At 71.6% G+C, this 21765-nt stretch carries 21 protein-coding genes; 11 read left to right on the top strand and 10 right to left on the bottom strand.

Translation table 11 applies throughout. The features are described from left to right. Positions 1-2 precede the first annotated feature (2 nt). Positions 3-860 carry a patatin-like phospholipase family protein gene (locus DEJ46_RS33890; protein WP_150272477.1) on the bottom strand — a complete coding sequence of 286 codons (858 nt, stop codon included), beginning with the start codon at positions 858-860 and terminating at the stop codon, positions 3-5. A 45-nt stretch (positions 861-905) separates the two neighbouring features. After that, positions 906-1619, bottom strand: a complete 714-nt coding sequence (locus tag DEJ46_RS33885) for a DNA alkylation repair protein (protein ID WP_150272475.1) — start codon at positions 1617-1619, stop codon at positions 906-908. A gap of 152 nt (positions 1620-1771) precedes the next feature. Here DEJ46_RS33885 and DEJ46_RS33880 point away from each other — a divergent pair, with 152 nt between their 5' ends. Beyond that, complete coding sequence (locus DEJ46_RS33880) at positions 1772-2542, top strand: TVP38/TMEM64 family protein (protein WP_150272474.1); 771 nt, start codon at positions 1772-1774, stop codon at positions 2540-2542. 20 nt (positions 2543-2562) lie between these two features. Here DEJ46_RS33880 and DEJ46_RS33875 read toward each other — a convergent pair whose 3' ends face one another. Further along, positions 2563-3732, bottom strand: coding sequence for a thiolase family protein (locus DEJ46_RS33875; protein ID WP_150272472.1), 1170 nt, complete (start codon positions 3730-3732; stop codon positions 2563-2565). A 103-nt stretch (positions 3733-3835) separates the two neighbouring features. On the opposite strand from DEJ46_RS33875, the gene DEJ46_RS33870 reads away from it, so the two are divergent. The 5 genes from DEJ46_RS33870 to DEJ46_RS33850 all read left to right on the top strand — a co-directional run bounded on the left by DEJ46_RS33870 (position 3836) and on the right by DEJ46_RS33850 (position 11353). Beyond that, positions 3836-4309, top strand: coding sequence for a winged helix-turn-helix transcriptional regulator (locus DEJ46_RS33870; RefSeq protein WP_150272470.1), 474 nt, complete (start codon positions 3836-3838; stop codon positions 4307-4309). A gap of 111 nt (positions 4310-4420) precedes the next feature. Next, positions 4421-5293: an undecaprenyl-diphosphate phosphatase gene (locus DEJ46_RS33865; RefSeq protein WP_150272468.1), complete on the top strand. Its 873-nt coding sequence runs from the start codon at positions 4421-4423 to the stop codon at positions 5291-5293. 343 nt (positions 5294-5636) lie between these two features. Then, the gene (locus tag DEJ46_RS33860; RefSeq protein WP_223835314.1) at positions 5637-6410 is read left to right on the top strand and encodes a leishmanolysin-related zinc metalloendopeptidase; all 774 of its coding nucleotides are present in this window, start codon (positions 5637-5639) and stop codon (positions 6408-6410) included. A gap of 95 nt (positions 6411-6505) precedes the next feature. Further along, positions 6506-9280, top strand: coding sequence for a hypothetical protein (locus DEJ46_RS33855; protein WP_223835313.1), 2775 nt, complete (start codon positions 6506-6508; stop codon positions 9278-9280). A gap of 18 nt (positions 9281-9298) precedes the next feature. Then, a complete protein-coding gene (locus DEJ46_RS33850; protein WP_190623028.1) occupies positions 9299-11353 on the top strand; it encodes a M28 family metallopeptidase in 2055 nt (684 codons plus the stop codon). Positions 11354-11417: 64 nt separating this feature from the next. On the opposite strand, the gene DEJ46_RS33845 is transcribed toward DEJ46_RS33850, so the two are convergent. Further along, complete coding sequence (locus tag DEJ46_RS33845) at positions 11418-11735, bottom strand: MazG-like family protein (protein ID WP_150272463.1); 318 nt, start codon at positions 11733-11735, stop codon at positions 11418-11420. A gap of 51 nt (positions 11736-11786) precedes the next feature. Continuing rightward, on the bottom strand, positions 11787-12380 hold the full coding sequence (locus tag DEJ46_RS33840; RefSeq protein ID WP_150272461.1) for a flavin reductase family protein: 594 nt from the start codon (positions 12378-12380) through the stop codon (positions 11787-11789). 92 nt (positions 12381-12472) lie between these two features. On the opposite strand from DEJ46_RS33840, the gene DEJ46_RS33835 reads away from it, so the two are divergent. Together DEJ46_RS33835 and lnt are read left to right on the top strand one after the other, a co-directional pair. Continuing rightward, entirely contained in the window at positions 12473-12916 is a 444-nt protein-coding gene (locus tag DEJ46_RS33835) for a nuclear transport factor 2 family protein (protein WP_150272460.1), read from the top strand. Positions 12917-13010: 94 nt separating this feature from the next. Further along, entirely contained in the window at positions 13011-14618 is a 1608-nt protein-coding gene (gene lnt / locus DEJ46_RS33830; RefSeq protein ID WP_150272458.1) for an apolipoprotein N-acyltransferase, read from the top strand. Here lnt and DEJ46_RS33825 read toward each other — a convergent pair. Together DEJ46_RS33825 and DEJ46_RS33820 are read right to left on the bottom strand one after the other, a co-directional pair. Further along, positions 14542-15447 carry a Gfo/Idh/MocA family protein gene (locus tag DEJ46_RS33825; RefSeq protein ID WP_150272456.1) on the bottom strand — a complete coding sequence of 302 codons (906 nt, stop codon included), beginning with the start codon at positions 15445-15447 and terminating at the stop codon, positions 14542-14544. The two genes, lnt and DEJ46_RS33825, sit on opposite strands and share 77 nt — an antisense overlap. Positions 15448-15521: 74 nt before the next feature. Further along, positions 15522-16712: an FAD-dependent monooxygenase gene (locus tag DEJ46_RS33820; protein ID WP_150272454.1), complete on the bottom strand. Its 1191-nt coding sequence runs from the start codon at positions 16710-16712 to the stop codon at positions 15522-15524. A gap of 96 nt (positions 16713-16808) precedes the next feature. On the opposite strand from DEJ46_RS33820, the gene DEJ46_RS33815 reads away from it, so the two are divergent. The 3 genes from DEJ46_RS33815 (at position 16809) to DEJ46_RS33805 (ending at position 18740) form a co-directional block, all read left to right on the top strand. Further along, positions 16809-17501, top strand: a complete 693-nt coding sequence (locus tag DEJ46_RS33815; protein ID WP_150272452.1) for a TetR/AcrR family transcriptional regulator — start codon at positions 16809-16811, stop codon at positions 17499-17501. A 90-nt stretch (positions 17502-17591) separates the two neighbouring features. Further along, positions 17592-18119 (top strand): DinB family protein, encoded by a 528-nt coding sequence (locus tag DEJ46_RS33810; protein ID WP_150272451.1) that lies wholly within the window; start codon positions 17592-17594, stop codon positions 18117-18119. A 102-nt stretch (positions 18120-18221) separates the two neighbouring features. Next, complete coding sequence (locus DEJ46_RS33805; RefSeq protein WP_150272449.1) at positions 18222-18740, top strand: hypothetical protein; 519 nt, start codon at positions 18222-18224, stop codon at positions 18738-18740. A gap of 31 nt (positions 18741-18771) precedes the next feature. Here DEJ46_RS33805 and DEJ46_RS33800 read toward each other — a convergent pair whose 3' ends face one another. The 3 genes from DEJ46_RS33800 to DEJ46_RS33790 form a co-directional block, all read right to left on the bottom strand. After that, positions 18772-19245, bottom strand: a complete 474-nt coding sequence (locus DEJ46_RS33800) for a hypothetical protein (protein ID WP_150272447.1) — start codon at positions 19243-19245, stop codon at positions 18772-18774. A gap of 70 nt (positions 19246-19315) precedes the next feature. Further along, positions 19316-19999: a uracil-DNA glycosylase gene (gene ung, locus DEJ46_RS33795; RefSeq protein WP_150272445.1), complete on the bottom strand. Its 684-nt coding sequence runs from the start codon at positions 19997-19999 to the stop codon at positions 19316-19318. Between the two features lie 137 nt (positions 20000-20136). After that, on the bottom strand, positions 20137-21714 hold the full coding sequence (locus DEJ46_RS33790; protein WP_150272442.1) for an ABC transporter substrate-binding protein: 1578 nt from the start codon (positions 21712-21714) through the stop codon (positions 20137-20139). Positions 21715-21765: the final 51 nt, after the last annotated feature.

The raw sequence follows: 21765 nt of genomic DNA, 5'->3' as shown, positions 1-21765 counted from the left end.
CGTCAGGCCGACCACACCTCGGCGACCGCCACGGCGTGCCGGGCGGCCTGGGCGCGCCCGGCGCGGGCCGCCGCGGCACGCAGGGCCGGGTCGAGCGGGTTGCGGCCGAAGGCCTTGCGGGACGCGGCGTCGGGGGTGATCACCTCGACGCGCGCGCCGGCGGCGGCGAGAGCGGCACCCTGCCGGGCCGGGGAGAGCACGACCTTGTTGCCCTGGGGGGTGGGGGCGATGACGACGACCCGGTCGTACCCGGCGGCGAGATGGGCGTTGGCCGTGGAGTGGATGCCGCCGTCGATCCATCGGCGGCCGTCGATGGTGGCGGGCGGCCAGAGCCCGGGGATCGCACAGCTCGCCGTGACGGCGTCGGTCAGGGGAACCCCGCTGTCGGCGCCGTACGCGACGAGTTCGCCGCTCACGGCGTCGACGGCGGTCACCAGCAGCCGCCGCGCGGGCCAGTCGAGGACCTGTCCGAGCCGCCTGGCCACGGTCTCCCGGCGCTCCGCCTCGCCGACGGTACGGGCTCCGAGGGCGAGCGCGCCGATCCTGCGCCCGTACGCCTCGGGGGTACGGGCGGTGAGGACGGCGACGGCATACCGCAGCACGAGGGGCAGCCCGAGGCGGGCGGCGGGCTCGGGCGCCGCCCCGCTCAGCTGCCGCTCGTACAGCTCTTCGAGACCCGGCGCGCCGGCGGCGAGCTGCGCGCCGACCACCGCGCCCGCAGAGCTGCCGACGACGAGACCGGCATCCGCCAGATCCGTCCCCGCGTCGGCGAGCCCCCGCAGGATCCCGATCTCCCAAGCCGCCCCGACGAGTCCGCCCGCGCCGAGCACCAGAGCCGTCCGCTTCTCGTTCCGTGTCATGTGCCCAGTGTGTCCCGGCAGTTGGGCCTCGATGGGGCCGGGGGATCAGAGGTGCTTCAGGGCCTCGCGTACGGACAGCGGCGAGAGACGGGAGGTGTTCGCGGTGACGAAGGCGCGGACCTCGCCGGGGTTGGTCCTGCCGTACTCGCGCAGGCTCCAGCCGATCGCCTTGCGGAGGAAGAAGTCGGTGTCGGCGGCACGGCGGAGGCAGTGGGCGAAGAGCCGGTCGGCGTCGGTCGCGTCCTTGAAGCGGAGCTGGTGGAGGATCGCCGTGCGGGCCACCCACAGGTCCTCGTCCTCGATCCACTCGTCCATCCGGGCCCCGAGGGCCGGGTCGGCGGCGACGAGGCCGCCGACGACATGGGCGGCGAGGTGGTCGACGGTGTCCCACCACGAGACGGTGGTGACGAGCCGGCGGGCGACGGGCAGGAAGCCGGAGGAGCAGCGCTTCACGTGGCGGCGGAGGTAGTCGACGGCGAAGTAGTGGTACTCGCGCTCCGGCAGGGCGAAGCAGCGCAGGGCGATCGCGGCGCAGTCGTCCTCGTCGGGGCGGGGGGTGCCGTCGAGCACCGTGCGGGACAGGGCGCGGCGCTCGGGGGTCCGGACGCCGAGGAAGGGGGCGACGCCCTTCATGTACGCGACCATCTCCTGGGCCCGGAAGGGGTTCCCCGCGGCCGGGTAGAGGGTCGTGAGCCGCTCCAGGACGGTGTCGGCGAGGACGCTGCCGGGGATGTCGCCGGTCGGCGCGGTCTCGGTCATGGGGCCTCTCGGTCACGGCGCGGTCCGGGTGCGGTCCGCGCGGCCGCACCCGGGCGGGTCCCGTGTGCGGCCCGTACGACTCCCGGGGCGCTGCCCGGCGGACATGACGCACATTACGGCGATCATACGGACGCGTCCGCTACTCTCCCCGAATGCTCGCTCCCGTGCCCCGGCCGCCGGGCTCCCTCGCAGTCCGCTGTTCCCAGGCCCTGCTCGCACCCCGTTCGCGGCTCTCGCTCCTCGCTCTGCTGCTGCTCTCCGCGGCGGGTCTCGTGCTGCTGTACGAACCCCAGCGGCTGCTGTCCTCGGGCTGGCCGCCGCAGACGAACGGCGCGGGCGCGGTCCTGCTCTTCGGCCTCGCGTACGGCGTGTGCACGGCGGCTTTCGTGCCGCGCCCGGTGCTCAATCTGGCCGCGGGGGCGCTGTTCGGCTCCGTGGCCGGTCTGACGGCGGCGGTGGCGGGGACGGTGCTCGGCGCCGGGATCGCCTTCGCCCTCGGCCGGGTCCTGGGGCAGGACGCGCTGCGGCCGTTCGTCCGGGGGCGCTGGCTGACGGCGGCGGACGGGCAGCTGAGCCGGCACGGTTTCCGCTCGATGCTGGCGATCCGGCTCTTCCCGGGCGTCCCCTTCGCGGCGGCCAACTACTGTGCGGCGGTCTCCCGGATGGGGTACGTGCCGTTCCTCCTGGCGACGGCGATCGGGACGGTGCCGAACACGGCGGCGTACGTGATCGCGGGCTCGCAGGCCGGTTCGCCGGGATCGCCGGCCTTCCTCTTCTCCGCGGGGTTCATCGTCCTGTCGGGCCTCGGCGCGGCGGTGGTGGCCTGGCGCAAGCGCCACGCCCTGCGTGCCACGTCCGGGGCGCCGGCCGCGGTCCCGGACCCGGCTCCCGCGCAGGAGCGGGAGCCGGCCGGCACGGTCTGACGGGCCGGCCCGTCCGTCGCTCAGAGCGCCTCGACGATCATCGCGTTGGCGAGACCGCCCGCCTCGCACATCGCCTGGAGGCCGTAGCGGGCGCCGCGGGCCCGCAGGGCGTGGACCAGGGTCGTCGCGATGCGCGTGCCGCTGGCACCGAGCGGGTGCCCGAGTGCGATGGCCCCGCCGTGGACGTTGACCCTGGCCGGGTCGGCGCCGGTCTCCTGCTGCCAGGCGAGCACGACGCTCGCGAAGGCCTCGTTGATCTCGAAGAGGTCGATGTCGGCGAGGGAGAGGCCCGCTCGGCGCAGGACCTTCTCGGTGGCCGGGATGACGCCGGTGAGCATCAGGAGCGGGTCGGAGCCGGTGACGGCGAAGCTGTGCAGCCGGGCGAGAGGGCGCAGGCCGAGGCTCCGGGCGGTGTCGGCGGCCATGACGAGGACGGCGGAGGCGCCGTCGTTGACGGGGCTGCTGTTGCCGGCGGTCACGGACCAGTCGATCTGCGGGAAGCGGGCGGCGAAGCCGGGGTCCTCGAAGGCGGGCCGGAGTCCGGCGAGGATCTCGGGGGTGGTCGCCGGGCGCACCGACTCGTCACGGCGGACGCCCTCGTACGGGACGGTCTCGGCGTCGAAGAGTCCGGCCTCCCAGGCGCGGGCCGCCTTGGCGTGCGATCCGGCGGCGAACTCGTCCATGGCCTCGCGGCGGATCGACCACTTGGCGGCGATGAGCTCGGCGCTGACGCCCTGCGGGACGAGTCCCTCGGGGTAGCGCTCGGCGACGCCGGGGCCGAAGGGGTCGGTGCCGGGCGGCACGTTCGACCACATGGGGACCCTGCTCATGGACTCGACCCCGCAGGCGACGGCGATGTCGTACGCCCCGGAGAGGACGCCCTGGGCCGCGAAGTGGACGGCCTGCTGGGAGGAGCCGCACTGCCGGTCGACGGTGGTGGCGGGCACGGACTCGGGGAATCCGGCGCCGAGCCAGGCGTAGCGGGTGGTGTTCATGGCCTGCTCGCCGACCTGGTCGACCGTTCCGCCGATCACGTCGTCGACGAGGGCGGGGTCGATGCCGCTGCGTTCGATCAGGGCGCGGAGGGTGTGGGAGAGAAGGGCGACGGGGTGGACGTGGGACAGGGCTCCCCCGGCCTTGCCCTTTCCCATCGGTGTACGGACGGCTTCGACGATGACGGCGTCACGCATGGCCAACTCCTGAGTTGGAAAACTGGACCTACACTCGCCGGTAACATATCCCAGTGGGTTGCCTTTTCAAACCCTCCTTCTCCGGCTGCCCTAGGCTGACCCCATGAAGGCCGCCCCCCGCCCTTGCTCGATCGCCGACACGCTTGCGCTCGTCGGCGAGAAATACGCACTCCTCGTGCTCCGCGAGGTCTCCCTCGGCGTGCACCGCTTCGACCGGATCGCGCGCAACACGGGCGCCCCGCGCGACATCCTCACCGCCCGCCTCAAGCGGCTCGTCGAGGCCGGGATCCTGGAGCGGGTGCCGTACAGCGAGCGCCCGCAGCGCTTCGAGTACCGGGCGACGGCCGCCGGCGAGGAGCTCCAGCCGGTGCTCCTGACCCTGATGGCCTGGGGCGACCGCCACCTCAACGAGGACGACCGCCCCGTCGTCCTGGAACACGACTGCGGCGAGATCCTCAGCCCCCGCGTCATCTGCGCCCACTGCGGCGGCGAGGCCGACCGGCGGAGCCTCAGTGCCCACGTCCGGGCCCCGGGATGGACGACCGCGGGCCCCGCGGGGCCCGACGAGGCGTCATGAGGCCTGATCACAGGAGCGTCACGGGCCTGATCACGAGCACGTCATCTTGGGACGGTACGCTGCGCTCGACCTTCTGACCGCACACGTACATAACGGGACGGCCTTAGCCCCATGAGTTGGTTCGAATCGTTCATCCTCGGACTCGTACAGGGGCTGACGGAGTTCCTTCCCATCTCCTCCAGCGCGCACCTCCGGCTGACCGCGGCCTTCGCCGGCTGGCACGATCCTGGTGCGGCCTTCACCGCGATCACCCAGATCGGCACGGAGACCGCCGTCCTGATCTACTTCCGCAAGGACATCGCGCGGATCGTCTCGGCCTGGTTCCGCTCCCTCACCGACAAGTCGATGCGCTCCGACCACGACGCCCAGATGGGCTGGCTGGTCATCGTCGGCTCCATCCCGATCGGTGTCCTCGGCATCACGCTCAAGGACCAGATCGAGGGCCCCTTCCGCGATCTGCGGCTGATCGCGACCACCCTGATCGTCATGGGCATCGTCCTCGGCATCGCCGACCGGCTGGCCGCGCGGGACGAGGCCGGCGGGCGTCACCGGGTCGTCCGCGAGCGCAAGACGCTCAAGGAACTGAGCGTGAAGGACGGCCTGATCTTCGGCTTCTGCCAGGCGATGGCGCTGATCCCGGGTGTCTCCCGCTCGGGCGCGACGATCTCCGGCGGTCTTCTCATGGGCTACACCCGCGAGGCCGCCGCCCGCTACTCCTTCCTCCTCGCGATCCCGGCGGTCCTCGCCTCCGGCGCGTACGAGCTCAAGGACGCGGGCGAGGGGCACGTCTCCTGGGGCCCGACGATCTTCGCCACGATCATCGCCTTCGCCGTCGGTTACGCGGTGATCGCGTGGTTCATGAAGTTCATCACCACCAAGAGCTTCATGCCCTTCGTGATCTACCGGATCCTGCTGGGCATCCTGCTGTTCATCCTGGTCGGCACGGACGTCCTCAGCCCGCACGCGGGCGAGTCCGCCGGCTGACCGAGCCGCGAGGCAATGCGCGAGCACGAAGTCGGGATCCGCAGACGGGCCCGCACAGCGTCAGCTGTGCGGGCCTTTCTGCGCGGCGGCCGAGCGCGAGCACGAGGGCGGACAGCTGCCATGACCCAACTTCCCCTGCAGTCACGGTCTTCACGTGTGGTTGCATGGTCTACAACTACGAACATGTTTAAGCTGGTTTGGGAGGGGATAAGGGCGGCTCCACGTGATGGGAGCAAGTGCCATGACCAGGCGAACCTACCAATCCTTCGAAATCTATACGGCCGTAGCGGACAGCGACCGCGCGGCGAGAATCGCCAAGACCACCTCTCCGTTTCAGATCGACGTGCGCTTCATCCAAGGACTGACGAACGGCCAGAAGGACGTCTTCGCCGAGGCCGCCGAGCGCTGGGCGCGTGTGATCGTCGGAGACCTGGAGACCGCGATCGTTCATGACTTCACCGGCACGGTCGTCGTCGACGACCTCCTGATCGATGCCGAAGGCGTGCCGATCGACGGCGTCGACAACGTTCCGAACATTCTCGGACAGGCCGGCCCCACGCGGTTCCGTCGGCACAACGCGGTCAGCGGAGCGGGACTCCCCGCCACGGGGCGCATGAGGTTCGACAGCGCCGACCTGGCCCAGATGGAAGAGGAGGGTTCCCTCCTCGACGTCATCACGCACGAGATGGGACACGTGCTGGGCATCGGCACCGTCTGGACCGACTTCGGCCTGCTGAAGGACTTCCCCGACGGCACCGACCCCACGTTCGTCGGCCCCGGAGCCATGAAGGAGTTCGGCACGCTCGCCGGAGAACCGCCCGGCCCCGTGCCGGTGGCGAACGTCGGCGGCTTGGGCAGCGCGGGCAGTCACTGGCGGGAGTCCGTCTTCGACAACGAGCTGATGTCGCCGAGCATCGACGGCAGCAACAACCCCTTGAGCAGGCTGACGGTCGCGAGCCTGGCAGACCTCGGGTACGTGGTCGACCTGGAAGCCGCGGAAGCGTACGAGCTTCCGGACCTCCTCAAGATCGCCCGCTCGGGCCGCGCTCCGTCCCCGGCGCCGGAGCGCGTCGTGCTCCCGACCATCCCGACACGCATCCCCGCGGAGGCGCCGTGACGGAAATCGACACCGCCCGCACTGCCGCGGCCGGTTGACGACCGCGACGGGGGCCGCCAGCCATCGTTCCTTCCTCCGCGCGCCTCAAGGAGCACATGATGGGCCGGGAAGACGTACGCAAGCAGAGAAACAGGTCGGGACCCAAGGCCGACGAGCCCCTGAGGCTGGTCCCTGACGTCGGAGAACGGAAGGACTCCGGCGGTGTACTGCGGAAGTTCGTCGATCCGGGGGCGACCCTGGGCCGCGCGTCGAACGCCCGCAAGGCCATCGACTCGTTCATGAAGGCCCGCTCGAAGGACCTCAAGGCCGACAGGATGGATCTGCGAGAGGTGGACTCCAGCGAAGGCGCGGCCACCCTGCGCGTGCGCTTCCAGCAGTTCCACAAGGGCCTTCCCGTCCTGGGCGCCACCGTCCAGGCCGTCGCCGACATCGAGCAGGCCAGCGTCGTCCAGGTCGACAACGGGGGTGAGCTCACGGTCGCCGACGCTCCCGACCCGAGCGAGGCCCGTGACGTCGAGGACGTCGAACGGGTCGCGCTCGCGCCCTTCCGGAAGGACTACGAGACCGCCACCATCTTCAAGGACGAACTCGCCTACCTCCGGGACACGACCAGGCCCGGGCTGCCGGACGAGGACTACCCCACGGCCTCGGTCGAGCTTCTGAAGAAGGGCAAGAGGAAGCCGGACGGGACGCTGCATCTCGTACACGACCTCTCCGTCGAGACGACCGGTCCCTTCGAGCACTTCCGTGTGGTCGTCGACGCCATCTCCGGCAAGCTGCTGTGGATCGAGCTCCTGGGCAAGTACGTGACGGCGAGCCTCAAGGTCTTCGTGCCCGATCCCGTCACCGAGTCGAACGACGGCACGCTGTCCAGTGCGTCGACCGCGGCCGACCTGAACCCCTTCCGGCACGATGTCCAGGCCGAGATCGCCACGGCCGTCAACGGCATCTTCCAACTCGACGGGGACTGGTTCCGCTGCAACGACTGGGACACCCCGGCGTTCGCGCAGCCCGCCGAGAACACCGCGACCTTCTCCTACGAGACCTACCCCAAGAACCGTGCCTTCCTGAGCGCGAACGCCTACTACTGGCTCGACGCCGTTGCCCGCTATCTCCGCACCCTGGGCAACACGGAGCTCAACGGGAACATGGAGAAGGTCGACGTCGACCCGCAGGCGTACGACTTCGAGGACCAGAGCGAGTGGATCGGCTCGGCGACGCCCCCGCGGATCCGCTTCGGCGAGGGCGGCGTGCCCGACGCCGCGGACCTCGGCGTCATCGCGCATGAGTACGTCCACGGCGTGTTCCAGTGGCTGGGCGCCGAGCACGGCGGTTCCGGGGCGTACGAGCACAGCGTCTGCGACGCCCTCCCCGCCATCTACCGCGACCGGTTCAACCTCAGCGGACACCGCCGCACCGAGACGTTCCCCTTCGACAACAACGCGTCCGACCAGTGGAGCACGGAGCGCAGGCTCGATCTGACCCAGCGGTTCGACGACCCGGGATTCAACAGCTACAGCCGCAACCTGCGCAACTCGATGCTGGGCACGGCGCTGTGGCGGTGCTACCTGGGCATGGGCGGCGACTCGCCCGATGCCGCCGTCCGGGTCGCGGCGGCCGACGCCATGATCAAGACGATGATGGAGATGCTGCTCATCGTGCCCGACGACATCACGAGCAGTGCCGCGCACGCCGTCAGCATGGCCCAGGGCTGCATCACCGCCGACGCCGCGCTCACCGGTGGCCTCTACAGCAAGGTGATGGACGAGGCCTTCGTCAATCAGGGACTGTGGGCACGGCGGCCGGTGGACCTCTACATCTCGGACAGCGCCACGGACCTCGGCGCCCAGCCGAGCGGTGTGCCGTTCTGGACCTCGCCCGACATCTGGGTCCGCAACAACCACATCAGTACGGGAGACAATCCCGAGCTCGGCCACGAGGCGCCGATCAACAACCAGCCGAACTACCTCTACGTACGCGTCCACAACCGCGGGATCCAGCAGGCCGCGGCCGGCGGGTTCCAGGTCGAGACGTACCGGTGCGACCCCGGCACGGGGATGATGTGGCCGACGCACTTCCAGTCGCTGGGTACGTTGGTGATCACCGCACCGATTCCGGCGGGCGGTTCGGTGCGCGTCGGTCCGTTCGCCTGGACGCCCCAGATCGTCGACCACGAATGCCTGGTGGCCGTCGTCCATGGCGCGCAGGACCCGGCCATCACCGCCACCGTCAACGGGCCGGTGCCGAACGACCGCATCGTGCGCTTCGACAACAACGTGGGGCAGCGGAACGTGGCTCCGCAGATGGCCGCGCCCGGCGGCAAGACACGGATGACGATCACGCTGCGGGGCGGCCTGAAGGCCACCGACGGCTCCTGGGAGCTCGACGCGAGCGCCCTGCCCGAGGACACACGCATCTCCGTCCGCACACTGAGCCGGATGATCGAACCCGCCACGCTGACGGACCTGGTGGTCAAGGAGACCGGGGCCGTACGCAGCACCATCGAAATGAACGGCGGCAAGGTCGCCCTCGTCGACGGATACCGACTCGACGCCGACGACCACGTGACGGCGGAGATCACGATCGACTTCTCCCACCAGGCCGAACACCTGCGGCGCTACCCCTTCGTCGCCACGCAGTACCAGGACGGAGCCGTCGTCGGACGCATGACCATTCAGATCACCGCCGTCAAAGAGCTGGACGACTTCTTCTTCGGCAACCCACGCAGCGGCGAGATCCACGTCAACACCTGCCCGTACTGGCCGAAACTCGGGCCCGGCAGCAAAGTGCCCTTCATGCGAGTCGAAGACGCCCTCGCCCGCGGATACAACGGCTGCGCCTACTGCCTCCCCGAACACAACACCGGCTGAGGCGGAACGATGGCTCGCGTGGAACGTGACCGCGACGCGGTGGCGGGGGCGGGCATACCGCTCGTCTCCCCCGAGAAGGGGCACCCGCCCAGCCCCGCCACACTCGTCGCACCGACCCGACGGAAGTGGACGGGCACACTGCCCGACAAGTTCGTCGCCGCGCTCGTCGAGCTGGTGTCGACGGACGCCCTGAGAGGGACGGTCGAGGCCCTCGCCGCCTTCCACACCCGGCACACGTTCTCACCGCTCGTCGAGCAGGCCGCGGAGGAGATCGCGAACCGGTTCAAGGCCGCGGGGTACACGGACGTCACCTTGCGTACCTGGTCCAACGCCGGTCACAGCGCCGACAACGTGATCTGCACCAAACCGGGCACGGACGCCGGAAGCCCCGTCATCATCCTGTGCGGCCACTACGACAGCCGGATGGAGAACCTGAACGACGCGACGGCACGCGCCCCCGGGGCCGACGACAACGCGAGCGGAGTCGCGGCGATCCTCGAGATCGCGCGCCTCCTGGAGCCCGTCGCGCTCACCTCCACCGTCCGCTTCGTGGCGTTCTCCGGCGAGGAACAGGGCCTGTGGGGAGCCACCGCGTACGCCGCGGAGCTCCACGCGGCAGGCACACAGGTCTTCCGGGTCGTGAACCTGGACATGGTGGGCAGACCGCCCGCGGACGGCTCCGTGACCGTGGAACGCGACATCGGGAACGCCGTGGCCGGCAACGACGCCGCGTCCCTGGCCTTCGGCGCGGTCATGGCACAGGCCGCGGCGGACTACACGACCCTGCCGGTCAAGCTCGGCCCCATCTACTCCAGCGACTACATGCCGTTCGAAGCACACGGAGACGTGACCATCGGCGCGTACGAGGGCGAGGGCAACCCGCACTACCATCGCACGACCGACGCGCCGGCCACGCTCGACTACGGGTACCTCGCCGACGTCACCAGGATCACCCTGGCGACCCTGCTCGCCGAGACGCTGGAGGCCGTCGACGAGGCGGGTTCGGCGGTGGACCTGTACATCCGGGACAACCCGACCGACACCGGGGACCAGCCGAGCGGTGTGCCGTTCTGGACCTCGCCCGACATCTGGGTCCGCAACACCGACATCAGTGCGGGTGACGACCCCGAGCTCGGCCATGAGGCGCCGATCAACGACCGGCCGAACTACCTCTACGTACGCGTCCACAACCGCGGCACCGCGCCCGCGGCGGCCGGCCTCGCCGAGGTGCGGACGTACCGGTGCGATCCGGGGACGGGGATGATCTGGCCGACGCACTTCCAGTCGCTGGGTACGCTGGTGGTCAACGAGCCGATTCCGGCGGGTGGTTCGGTGCGGGTCGGTCCGTTCGTCTGGACGCCCCAGATCGTCGACCACGAATGCCTCCTCGCGATCGTCTCGGCCGCCGGCGACCACGCCCTCCCCGACATCTACCCGGGGGAGCTCAACCACGGTCTGCTGGCCAGGTTCGACAACAACGTGGGGCAGCGGAACGTGGCTCCGCAGATGGCCGCGCCCGGCGGCAAGACACGGATGACGATCACGCTGCGGGGCGGCCTGAAGGCCACCGACGGCTCCTGGGAGCTCGACGCGAGCGCCCTGCCCGAGGACACACGCATCTCCGTCCGCACACTGAGCCGGATGATCGAACCCGCCACGCTGACGGACCTGGTGGTCAAGGAGACCGGGGCCGTACGCAGCACCATCGAAATGAACGGCGGCAAGGTCGCCCTCGTCGACGGATACCGACTCGACGCCGACGACCACGTGACGGCGGAGATCACGATCGACTTCTCCCACCAGGCCGAACACCTGCGGCGCTACCCCTTCGTCGCCACGCAGTACCAGGACGGAGCCGTCGTCGGACGCATGACCATTCAGATCACCGCCGTCAAAGAGCTGGACGACTTCTTCTTCGGCAACCCACGCAGCGGCGAGATCCACGTCAACACCTGCCCGTACTGGCCGAAACTCGGGCCCGGCAGCAAAGTGCCCTTCATGCGAGTCGAAGACGCCCTCGCCCGCGGATACAACGGCTGCGCCTACTGCCTCCCCGAACACAACACCGGCTAGGGCGCTCCCTGTCCACGGGTCCCCGGGATGCTGACGGGGCCGGGCCCGGTCGGTCCGGACCGGGTCAGTCCAGGCCGAGCCGGTCCAGCAGGCCCCGGACGCGGTCGGCCAGCGCCTTCTCCGGGTCCGGGCCGATCGTGGCCAGGGCCACCGCGGCGGTGACGATGACGTCGCTCAGCTCCTTCTCGACGTCCTGCCAGTCGTGACTCGCGCCCTTGCGCGGGTTGGCGCCGAGGGCGCCGGTGAGGGCCTCGACGGCCTCGCCGTACTCCTCCCCGATCTTGAGGACCCGCAGCAGCCTCACGTCACCGGCCGCGGCCTGGCCCTCCGCGTCGAGCCACTCGCGCAGCTTCCGCACGCCGTCCCACGTCGTCCCGTCCACGCTTCTCCTCTCGCGGGCACGGAATGCCCCGGATCCTCCGCAGGCCGGCCCTCAGGCCTGGTAGGGCACCCTGGCGATCTCCTTGATGCCGCCCAGGGTGCCCCACTCGTTCTTGCCGAGCCGGGTCAGCGGGCGCATCAGGGCCATCTCGGGGTGGCCGTCGACCATGACCGACTCGTCGACCGCCGCGTGCACGACCCGGCCGAAGACGACCGTCGAGTCGCCGATCCGCAGCGTGCTGTGCAGCACGCACTCGAGGGCCACCGACGACCGGGCCACGCGCGGCGGCTTCACCCGCAGGCTCCGCTCCCGCTCGACCCCGCAGGCGTCGAACTCGCTCACCCCGTGCGGGAAGTCGGTCGCCGTGGCGTTGATCTGCTCGAAGAGCCCTTCGGGGGCGAGGTTGACCACGAACTCCCCCGTCTCCTCCACGTTCCGCAGGGAGTCCTTGCGGCCCACGGACGTGAACTGCACGACCGGCGGCGTGACCGAGGAGATCGTGAAGAAGGAGTGCGGGGCCAGGTTGTCCGTCCCGTCCGCCGAGGACGTCGAGACCCAGGCGATCGGCCGGGGCACGACGGTGGCGGTGAGCAACCGGTAGAAGGACGTCCGGTCGGTCCGTTCGGGATCTATGTTCACGCGCATGCCGGACAGTATGACGGCGCCGTGACGGCCCCCGGGAACTCACCACCCGCACGACCCTTGGCCTGGGGACCCCGCTGCCCGAGACTGAACCGATGACGCAGCGCGTGGACCTCGCGACCGTGATGGACCGGCTCGCCATCGACGACCTCATCACCGGCTACGCGGCGGCCGTGGACGACGCCGACTGGACCGGCTACCGAGCCCTGTTCACCCCGGACGGCCGGGCCGACTACCGGGGCTCGGGCGGGATCGAGGGCCCCGCGGCCGAGGTCGCCGACTGGCTCGCCGACACCCTGCACCTCTTCCCCGTACGCCAGCACCTCATCGTGAACCGGCGGGTCCTCTTCCGGGAGGCGGGCGGTTACCAGGAGTCCGGGGACGGCGCGGACATCCGCGCCGACTACGTGAACCCGATGCGCTTCGCGACCGGCGAGGACTTCATCTGCGGCGGCCGCTACGCCTTCGCGGCGGTGCGCACCGGCGACGGCTGGCGGCTCTCCTCGGTCGTCGTCGACGAGCGCTGGCGGCGCCACTGACCCGGCGGCCGTAGGGGGTACCGGTCGGTACGGGCCGCCGTGCCGCGCCGGGACCGGTCACGTCCCACACTTGAGGCAAGGGCGGGAGGCCGCCATGCGCATGCCGTTCGGGAAGAGGGACCGGGAGGACCGGGCCGCGCGCCGGCGCGGGCTCGGCCGTTCCCTGCTCGCCGTCGGCTGCGGCGCGCTGCCCGCGCTCGCGTTCCCCGCGCCCGGGCTCTGGTGGTGGGCGTACCTGGCGCTCGTCCCGTGGCTGCTCCTGATCCGTACGGCTCCGGGGGCCCGCCGCGCGGCCCTGGACGGCTGGCTGGGCGGGGCCGGCTTCGTCCTCGCCGTCCACCACTGGCTGCTGCCGAGCCTGCACGTCTTCCTGCTGCCGCTCGCCGCGCTGCTCGGTCTGCTGTGGCTGCCGTGGGGGTGCCTCGTCCGCTCGCTGCTCGGCGGCGTGCCGTCGCTCGCCCGGGCCGCCGCCGCCCTGCTCGCGGTGCCCTCCGGCTGGCTGCTGATCGAGCTGGTCCGGTCCTGGGAGGGCCTCGGCGGGCCGTGGGGGCTGCTCGGCGCGAGCCAGTGGGAGGTGCCGGCGGCGCTGCGGCTCGCCTCGGTCGGCGGGGTGTGGCTGGTGACCCTGCTCGTGGTGGCGGCGAACACGGCCGTGACCCTGCTCGTGGCGGTGCCTGGGCTCCGTGCCGTCGGGGTCGCGGGGCTCGCCGCCTGCGCGCTGGTGGCGGGTGCGGCGGCCTGGGGCGTCGGGGTGCCGCGCGAGGACGGGACGGTGCGGGTGGCCCTCGTACAGCCGGGTGTCCTCGACGGTGCGGACGGGGCCGAGCGGCGGTTCGACCGCGCCGAGGAGCTGACGCGCTCGCTGGCGGGGCAGCGCCTCGACCTGGTGGTCTGGGGCGAGAGCGGTGTCGGCTCCGATCCGGCCGGGCGGCCCGAGCTCGCTGCCCGGCTCACCGCGCTGGCGCGGCTCGTCGACGCACCGCTCCTGGTGAACGTGGACGCGCGCGCCGCCGACCGCCCGGGCATCTTCAAGACCGCGGTCCTGATCGGTCCGGCGGGGCCGACGGGCGAGCGGTACGACAAGATGCGGCTCGTGCCGTTCGGCGAGTACGTCCCGGTGCGTGGCGCCCTGGGCTGGGTGACCTCTTTCGGGAAGGCCGCCGAGGAGGACCGGCGGCGGGGCAGCGCACCGGTCGTGATGACGCTGCCGGCCGAAGCGGGGGCCCGTGGCCTGACCGTCGGGCCGCTCATCTGCTTCGAGTCGGCGTTCCCCGACATGAGCCGGCGGCTGGTCCGGGACGGTGCCGGGCTCCTGGTCGTCCAGTCGGCGACCAGCACCTTCCAGGACAGCTGGGCGCCCGCCCAGCACGCTTCCCTGGCGGCGCTGCGGGCGGCGGAGACGGGGCGGCCGGTCGTGCACGCGACGCTCACCGGGGTCAGCGCCGTGTACGGTCCCGACGGCCGCCGGATCGGTCCCGTCCTCGGCACGGACGCGAGCGCCGCCGTCGTCCGCGAGCTGCCGCTCTCGACGGCGACGACGGGCTATGTCCGCTGGGGCGACTGGCCGTTGCACGGGGCGCTCGCCGTGGTGGGCGCCGTGTGCGCCGCCGAGGGCGCGGGCGCCCTCAGGAAGCCTGGATCAGGGCCTCGCGGACCACGCGCTCGCAGAGCTCGTGGGTCAGCAGGGCGTCGCGCGCGCTGAGCGTCCGGCCCTCTCGTACGGCGTCGAGGAAGAGCAGAACGGCCTGCTCGATCCCGCGCTGGCGGGCCACCGGCACCCAGTCGCCGCGCTTGCGCACGGTCGGCTGGCCCTTGTGGTCGACGACGTCGGAGAGGTTGAGGACCTGGCGCTTGGTGTCCTGGCCCGAGACCTCCAGGATCTCCTCGGTCGAGCCGTTCAGCCGGTTCATCATGCCGATGGCGGTGAAGCCGTCGCCGGAGAGCTGGAGCACGACGTGGTGCATGAGCCCCTCCCGGATCCGGGCGCGCACGTCGATGTGCTCGATCTCGCCGGGGGCGAGGAAGCGCAGGGTGTCGACGACGTGGATGAAGTCGTCGAGGACGAAGGTGCGGGGGTCCTCGGGCAGGCCGATCCGGTTCTTCTGCAGCAGGATCAGGTCGCGCGGGTGCTCGACGCACTGCGCGTAGGAGGGCGCGAGGCGCCGGTTGAAGCCGACGAACAGACTGACCGAGCGCTTCTCGGCGAGCTCCACGAGCCGCTCGGAGTCCGCGTACTCGTAGGCGAGGGGCTTGTCGACGTACGTGGGGACGCCGGCTTCGAGGAGGCGGCCGACGATCTCGGCGTGGACGGCGGTCGGCGCGTGGACGAAGGCCGCGTCGAGTCCGGCGGCGAGCAGCGAGTCGAGGTCGCGGTGGCGCTGCGACGCCGGCAGGTGGAAGGAGTCGGCGACCCGGTCCAGGGTCGCGGCGGTGCGGGTCTGGAGGTGGAGCTCGACCCCGGGGAGGGTGGCGAGGACGGGGAGGTACGCCTTCTGCGCGATGTCGCCGAGTCCGATGCAGCCAACCTTCACGGGGTCTCCCTTGTCGTGTCGCTCGTGTCGCTCGTGTCGCCATCGGCCGTGCTCGCGCGGGCCGTTCGCGCTGGTCAGCTTACGCGGGCCGCCGGGGCCACCGGCGGGTGCCAGTCGGCGATGCCGTCGAAGCCGCGCAGGACGAGGCCCGGACCGAAGCGGGAGACCGCGCCGACGAGCGCGGAGCGCAGGGCGACGGCGGGCCGGGCGGAGAGCAGGGTGACGGCTCCGGTGCGGGCGGCCTTGCGGACGATCGCGGTGGTACGCGGCAGGCGGTCGGCGGTGTAGGCGGCGAGCGCCCGGCCGGGGTCGAAGCCGTGCCCTGAGCGGGCGTGGTGGGCGAGGACCACGGCGTCCTCGATGGCCTGGTTCCCGCCCTGGCCGAGGCTCGGCATCATCGCGTGCGCGGCGTCGCCGAGGAGCGCGACCCGGCCCTGGTGGAAGGCGGGCAGCGGGTCGGGCAGGTGGTGGACGTCGTGGCGCAGGACCTGGTCGAGGGCGACGGCGGCGAGGATCTCGGGGACGGGGTGGTGCCAGTCGCCGAAGAGGCGGAGCAGCTCGGCCTTCTCGTCGTCGGGCGCGCGGCCGCCGGCGGGGGCGGCGGCCATGGCGTACGCGTAGATCCGGCCGTCCTTGAGGGGCTGGGTGCCCCAGAGGCGTCCGGCGCCCCAGGTCTCGTGCGGGGCGAAGGGCCGTGCGGGGGCGGGGACGACGACGCGCCAGGTGGTGCAGCCGGCGTACCGGGTTCCGGGGTGTTCGGGGAAGAGCGCGTGGCGGATCGCGGACCGGATGCCGTCGGCGGCGACGACGAGTTCGGCCTCGATCTCGCCCTCCGGGGTGGTCAGCCGGGCGGGGCGGTGGTCGTCGCCGGGGTCGGCGAGCGTGGCGGCCGCTCCGGTGCGGACGGTGCCTTCGGGGAGGGCCGAGGTGAGGATCTCGACGAGGGTGGCGCGGTGGAGGAGGACGAGCGGTCCGCCGAAGCGCGCGGCGGCGGCCTTGGCGTTCGTCCGGGCGAGCCAGCGGCCGTCGGGGGCGCGCATGCCGCCGTCGCCCTGCCAGGCGGCGAGTTCGCGGACGCGGTCGCCGAGACCGATGACGTCCAGGGCGCGCTGGGAGTTGGGGGCGAGGCCGATGCCCGCGCCGACGGGGGCGAGGTCGGCGGCGCGCTCCAGGACGGTGACCTGCCAGCCGTCGCGGTGGAGGGCGACGGCGGCGGTGAGTCCGCCGATTCCGGCTCCGACGACGACGGCGCGGTGCTGTTCCATGACTGCCCCCGAGATGCGACTACAGATGTAGTAAACCCGACACCGGGACCGTACTACAGATGTAGTCAGCCTGGTAGTGGCGGGTAGGTTGTCCCCATGAGCGCATCGACCGCCCCGGCCGAGGAGTCCCCCGCTTCCCCTGCCTCACCCGCCTCCCTGCCCTCCTCCGCCGCCTCCGCTTCGCGCGCCGAGCGGATCGGCGACGCCGCCCTCGACCTCCTCGTCGAGCGCGGCATGCGGGGCCTGACGCACCGAGCCGTGGACGAACGGGCCGGGCTGCCGCAGGGGTCGACCTCCAATCACGCCCGCACCCGGCAGGCGCTCCTGGAGACGGCCGTGCGCCGCCAGGTCCACTGGGAAGCGCGCGTGCTCACCCCGGACGAGCTGCCCGGCGGCGGCCCGGACGCCGAGCGCGGCGCCGGTACGCCCCCGACCGCCGACACCCTCGCCGAGGCGCTCACCCTCGCCCTGCACCGCTATCTCACGGACCACCGCGCGCTGCTCGTCTCCCGCTACGAACTGGCCCTCGAGGCGACCCGGCGCCCCGAGCTCCGCGCCTTCTTCGACGCCGCCGGCTCCGCCTTCCACGGACCGCTGATCGCGATGATGACGGCGGCCGGCTCCCCGGCGCCCGAGCGGCACGCGCTCTCGCTCGTCGCCTGGTGCGAGGGCCTGATGTTCTCCTGCGCCGCGGGCTCCTTCCACGCCGCCGTGCCCGGCCGCGCGGAGCTGCGCACCGGCTTCGACGAGCTGCTGCGAGGCATGCTCGGGGCCGACGGAAGGGGGTAGGCCCAGGGTTGTCCGTGGGTTCCGTGGACGCGGCACACGGAATCCGAAAGCACTGGCGAGGCCGGGCGATCTTGAGGGACGATGCCGCTCATGACCACCGAACGCATCGAAACCGTCCCCCGCGTCGACCCGTCCACCACCTCGGGCGAGCGCGAGGCGCTGGAGCAGTGGCTCGACTTCCACCGCGCGACCCTCGCGATGAAGTGCGAGGGGCTCGACGAGGCCCAGCTGCGCACCCTCTCCGCCCCGCCGTCCGACCTCAACCTGCTGGGTCTCGTCCGGCACATGGCCGAGGTCGAGCGCGGCTGGTTCCGCCGTGTGCTGACCGGCGAGGACCTGGGCTGGATCTACTCCACCGAGGAGGACATGGACCGGGACATCCACGTCACCGACGAGGACACCTTCGAGGAGGCCTACGCCACCTGGCAGGCCGAGATCGACCACGCGCGCGCCGTGGCCGCCCCGCACGGCCTCGACGACCTCGGCGTGGGCAAGCACCGCACCGGGAGGACCTTCAACCTCCGCTGGATCTACCTGCACATGATCGAGGAGTACGCCCGCCACAACGGCCACGCGGACCTGATCCGGGAGCGGATCGACGGCGCCACCGGCGACTGAGGACCGTCCCGCGGGTCAAGGGTCCCGTGGCACCTCACCCGTGCGGGGCATTCCCCGCCGGTAGGGGCGCGAAGATCGCCGCCGGACCAGCAGAGTGGCGCGGTGCATGGAACCCGAACCACAGCGAAGATCCTGGTCGGGGCGGCGGTCGCCGCCCTGGCGGGCTGCGCCTCGGTGGACGCGCCGCCACCGGCGGCGCCCTCCCCCGCGCCCGCCGCGGAGAGCTCCGTCCTCCCCGCCCAGGAAGTGGCGCCGCAGATCGTCGAGGGACCGGCCCGCGAGGCCCTCGAAGCGGCGCTCCCCGCTCCCCCGCCCTCCGCCGCTCCCCCGCCGTCCGCCGCCTCCCGCGCGACACCCGCACCCGCGCCCGTATCCGAGCGGCACCGGCGAACGGCGGCCACGCCGCAACCGCCGGCGCCACGCCCCGCGGCAACACCGTGGCACCGCGAGGTTCCGCGGCCGGCGCCCCGGCCCGCCGTACCGGACCTGCCGGGACTGGCGGACCTGCCGAAGGAACCGCCGCGCTCCCGGGCGGACGTCTGCGATCTGGGCGAGCGGTACGGAGGATGGGACCACCGCAGCGAGCAGGCCAGGATCTGCCACGGCGCGTACGGCCGGTGAGCGGCCGCCCCGTGTGCCTCGCCGCTCCCCGTCACATGGCCCTGAGCCGCAGCTCCAGGCGCTCGATCGCGGCCCGGACCCCGTTCCCGTAACCGTCGTCGTCGAGCGTGTCGGACGCCGCGCGGGCCCGGTCCAGATGGACCCGCGCGGCGTCCGGCTGCTGGAGCTTGACGTAGTCGGCGGCGAGGTTGAGGTGGAGCGACGGGTACAGCGCGCGCAGCGCCACGGCCGAGTCGTGCGCGGCGAGCCGCTCCTCCGCGAGCCCCTCGGCCGCGCTCAGGGCCCGCAGGTCCCAGGCCAGCTCGGTGTCGGGATCGTCCTGGGCGTCGGCCATGTAGTGGGCGAGGGTACAGCGGTGCAGCGGGTCCCCGTCGGGGCCGATCTGCTGCCACAGCACCCCGAAGCGGTTACGGGCCTCCTCCCGGTCGCCGCCGTGCAGCAGCATCATGGCCTGCCCGATCCTGGTCATGACCCCGTCGTCCGCCGCCTGCTGCTGCTCGGTCACGCCGACCTCCGCCCGATCACCCAATGGGAGAGCCGACGCTAGCCGCACCCGGCCCCGATCCGGCCGAGGCTCAGCCGAGGTCCGGCACGCGCCAGTCGATCGGCTCGTGTCCCTGGGCCGCGACGGCCGCGTCGATCTGGGTGAAGGGCTGCGATCCGAAGAACTTCTTCGCGGAGAGCGGCGAGGGGTGGGCGCCCTTCACCACCACGTGCCGCTCCTCGTCGATGAGCGGCAGCTTCTTCTGGGCGTAGTTGCCCCACAGGACGAAGACGGCGGGGTCGGGGCGCGAGGCGACGGCGGTGATCACGGCGTCGGTGAACTTCTCCCAGCCCTTGCCCTTGTGCGAGTTCGCCTCGCCGGAGCGGACCGTCAGCACGGCGTTGAGCAGCAGGACGCCCTGCTCGGCCCACGGCATCAGATAGCCGTTGTCCGGGATCGGGTGGCCGAGCTCGGCCTGCATCTCCTTGTAGATGTTCCGCAGGGACGGCGGGGTCTTCACGCCGGGGCGGACCGAGAAGCAGAGACCGTGTCCCTGCCCCTCGCCGTGGTACGGGTCCTGACCGAGGATCAGGACCTTCACCTTGTCGTACGGGGTGGCATCGAGGGCGGCGAAGACCTCGTCCTTCGGCGGGAAGACCGGTCCCTTCGCGCGCTCCTCCTCGACGAACTCGGTGAGCCGGGCGAAGTACGGCTTCTGCAGCTCCTCGCCGAGAACACCCCGCCAGGACTCGGGCAGCATGCTGGTGTCGGTCACGGTCAACAACCTCCGGTGGACGTTCCTGTCTACGGCGGAAAACCTACCGGGGGCCACTGACAGTGGCCCCCGGCAGGTCTGCTGACCTCATGATCCTCCGGCCCGTCCGACCTGCCGGTCGTGCGGCCGTCCGCGTTCTACCAGCTGGCCCGGCGGTGCAGCTCCCACAGCTGCATGACCGTCTGCGGGTCGAGCGCGCGCTCACCGCCTCCGATGTCCTCGCCGGCCGCGATGTACAGCTTGCCCTGCCACAGGGGGAGCAGCCGGACGTCCTGGACCATGATCTCCTGGGCCTCGACGAACTCGTCCGCGACGGTCCCGCGGTCGCTCTCGCGGCGGGACTTCGGGAGGAGCTCGCCGGTGATCCTGGGGCTCACGTACGGCGTACCGAGGACGTTCTCCTCGCCGATGAACGGCGCCACGAAGTTGTCCGGGTCCGGGAAGTCGGGGAACCAGCCACGCCCGAAGACCGGGTACTCGCCCTTCTGGTAGCCCGCCTGGAACTCCTTCCAGGGCTTGCCGTTCAGCGTGACGGTGAAGAGCCCGGACGAGTCCAGCTGCCGCTTGAGCTCCGCGAACTCGGCGGCCGTCGAGGAGCCGTACCGGTCCGTGGTGTACCAGAAGGTCAGCTCGACCGGCTCGTCGATGCCCGCGTCGCGGAGGATCTTCTTGGCCTTCTTGACGCTCGGCGTGCCGAAGCGGTCGAAGAACTTGGTGGTGTGAGCACCGATGCCCTTGGGCACCATGGAGTACAGGGGCTCGGCCGTGCCCTGGTAGACCTTGTTGACCAGTTCGTCACGGTCGACGAGCTGGGCGATGGCCTTGCGGACGGGGAGCTTGGCGACCGTCGGGTCCTGGGTGTTGAAGACCAGGTAGCGGATGTCGGCGCCGGTCGACTCGACGAGCTGGAGACCCTTGTTCTCCGGCTTGTCCTCCTGGAGGGCGACGACCTCCTCGGCGGTGAGGCCGCGGTAGGTGGCGTCGATCTCGTCCTTCCGGAGCGCGGCGACCATGTCGTCGGACCGGTCGAAGTACTTGATCGTCACGCCGCCGTTCTTGCGGGCGGCGAAGCCCTTGTAGCTCTGGTTCTTGGTCAGCTCGGCCGTCTTGCGCTCGTCGTACGAGTCGAGGACGTACGGGCCGGAGCCGACGAGCTTGCCGTCCGTGCGGAGCTTGTCCGCCGGGTACTCGGCGGGGTCCACGAGCGACATCGCGGGGGTCGCGAGGACGAAGGGGAAGGTGGCGTCCGGCTTGTTCAGGCGGAAGACGATCGTGCGGTCGCCCACGGTCTCGATCTTGCCGAGCGAGCCGAGCATCCCGTTGGGACCGCCCTTGTGGTTGATCGTGCGGATGCGCTCGATCGAGTACCGCACGGCCTCGGCGTCCAGATTGTGACCGTTCGAGAACTTCAGGCCCTCCAGGAGCTTGCACTCGAAGACCCGGCTCGACGTGTCGGTGAACTTGCAGTCGGCGGCGTCCGACTGGGGCGCCGTACTGCCGGTCGGGAAGCTCACCAGGGTCTGGAACACGTTCCGGAAGAGCTCCCAGGAATTGTCCCAGGCCGCGGCCGGATCGAGCGTGGTGGGAGAACTCGTCGTACCGATGACGATTCTCTGCTCCCCGGCGGATTCACTGTCCGAAAATACACCGCATCCGGACACCAGGGATATGGACGCAAGGGCTGCAGCGGCCTGCAGACTGGTCCGGTTGAACACGTGCACGCTCCTCGTTCAGCCACGGGTCGGCCGACGATACCGCAGCACCCC

This window comes from Streptomyces venezuelae (assembly GCF_008642375.1).
GTDB classification, from domain to species: Bacteria; Actinomycetota; Actinomycetes; order Streptomycetales; family Streptomycetaceae; genus Streptomyces; species Streptomyces venezuelae_G.
The sequence above is the reverse complement of the archived record's forward strand: the minus strand, read 5'-3'. Positions and strand labels throughout refer to the sequence as shown.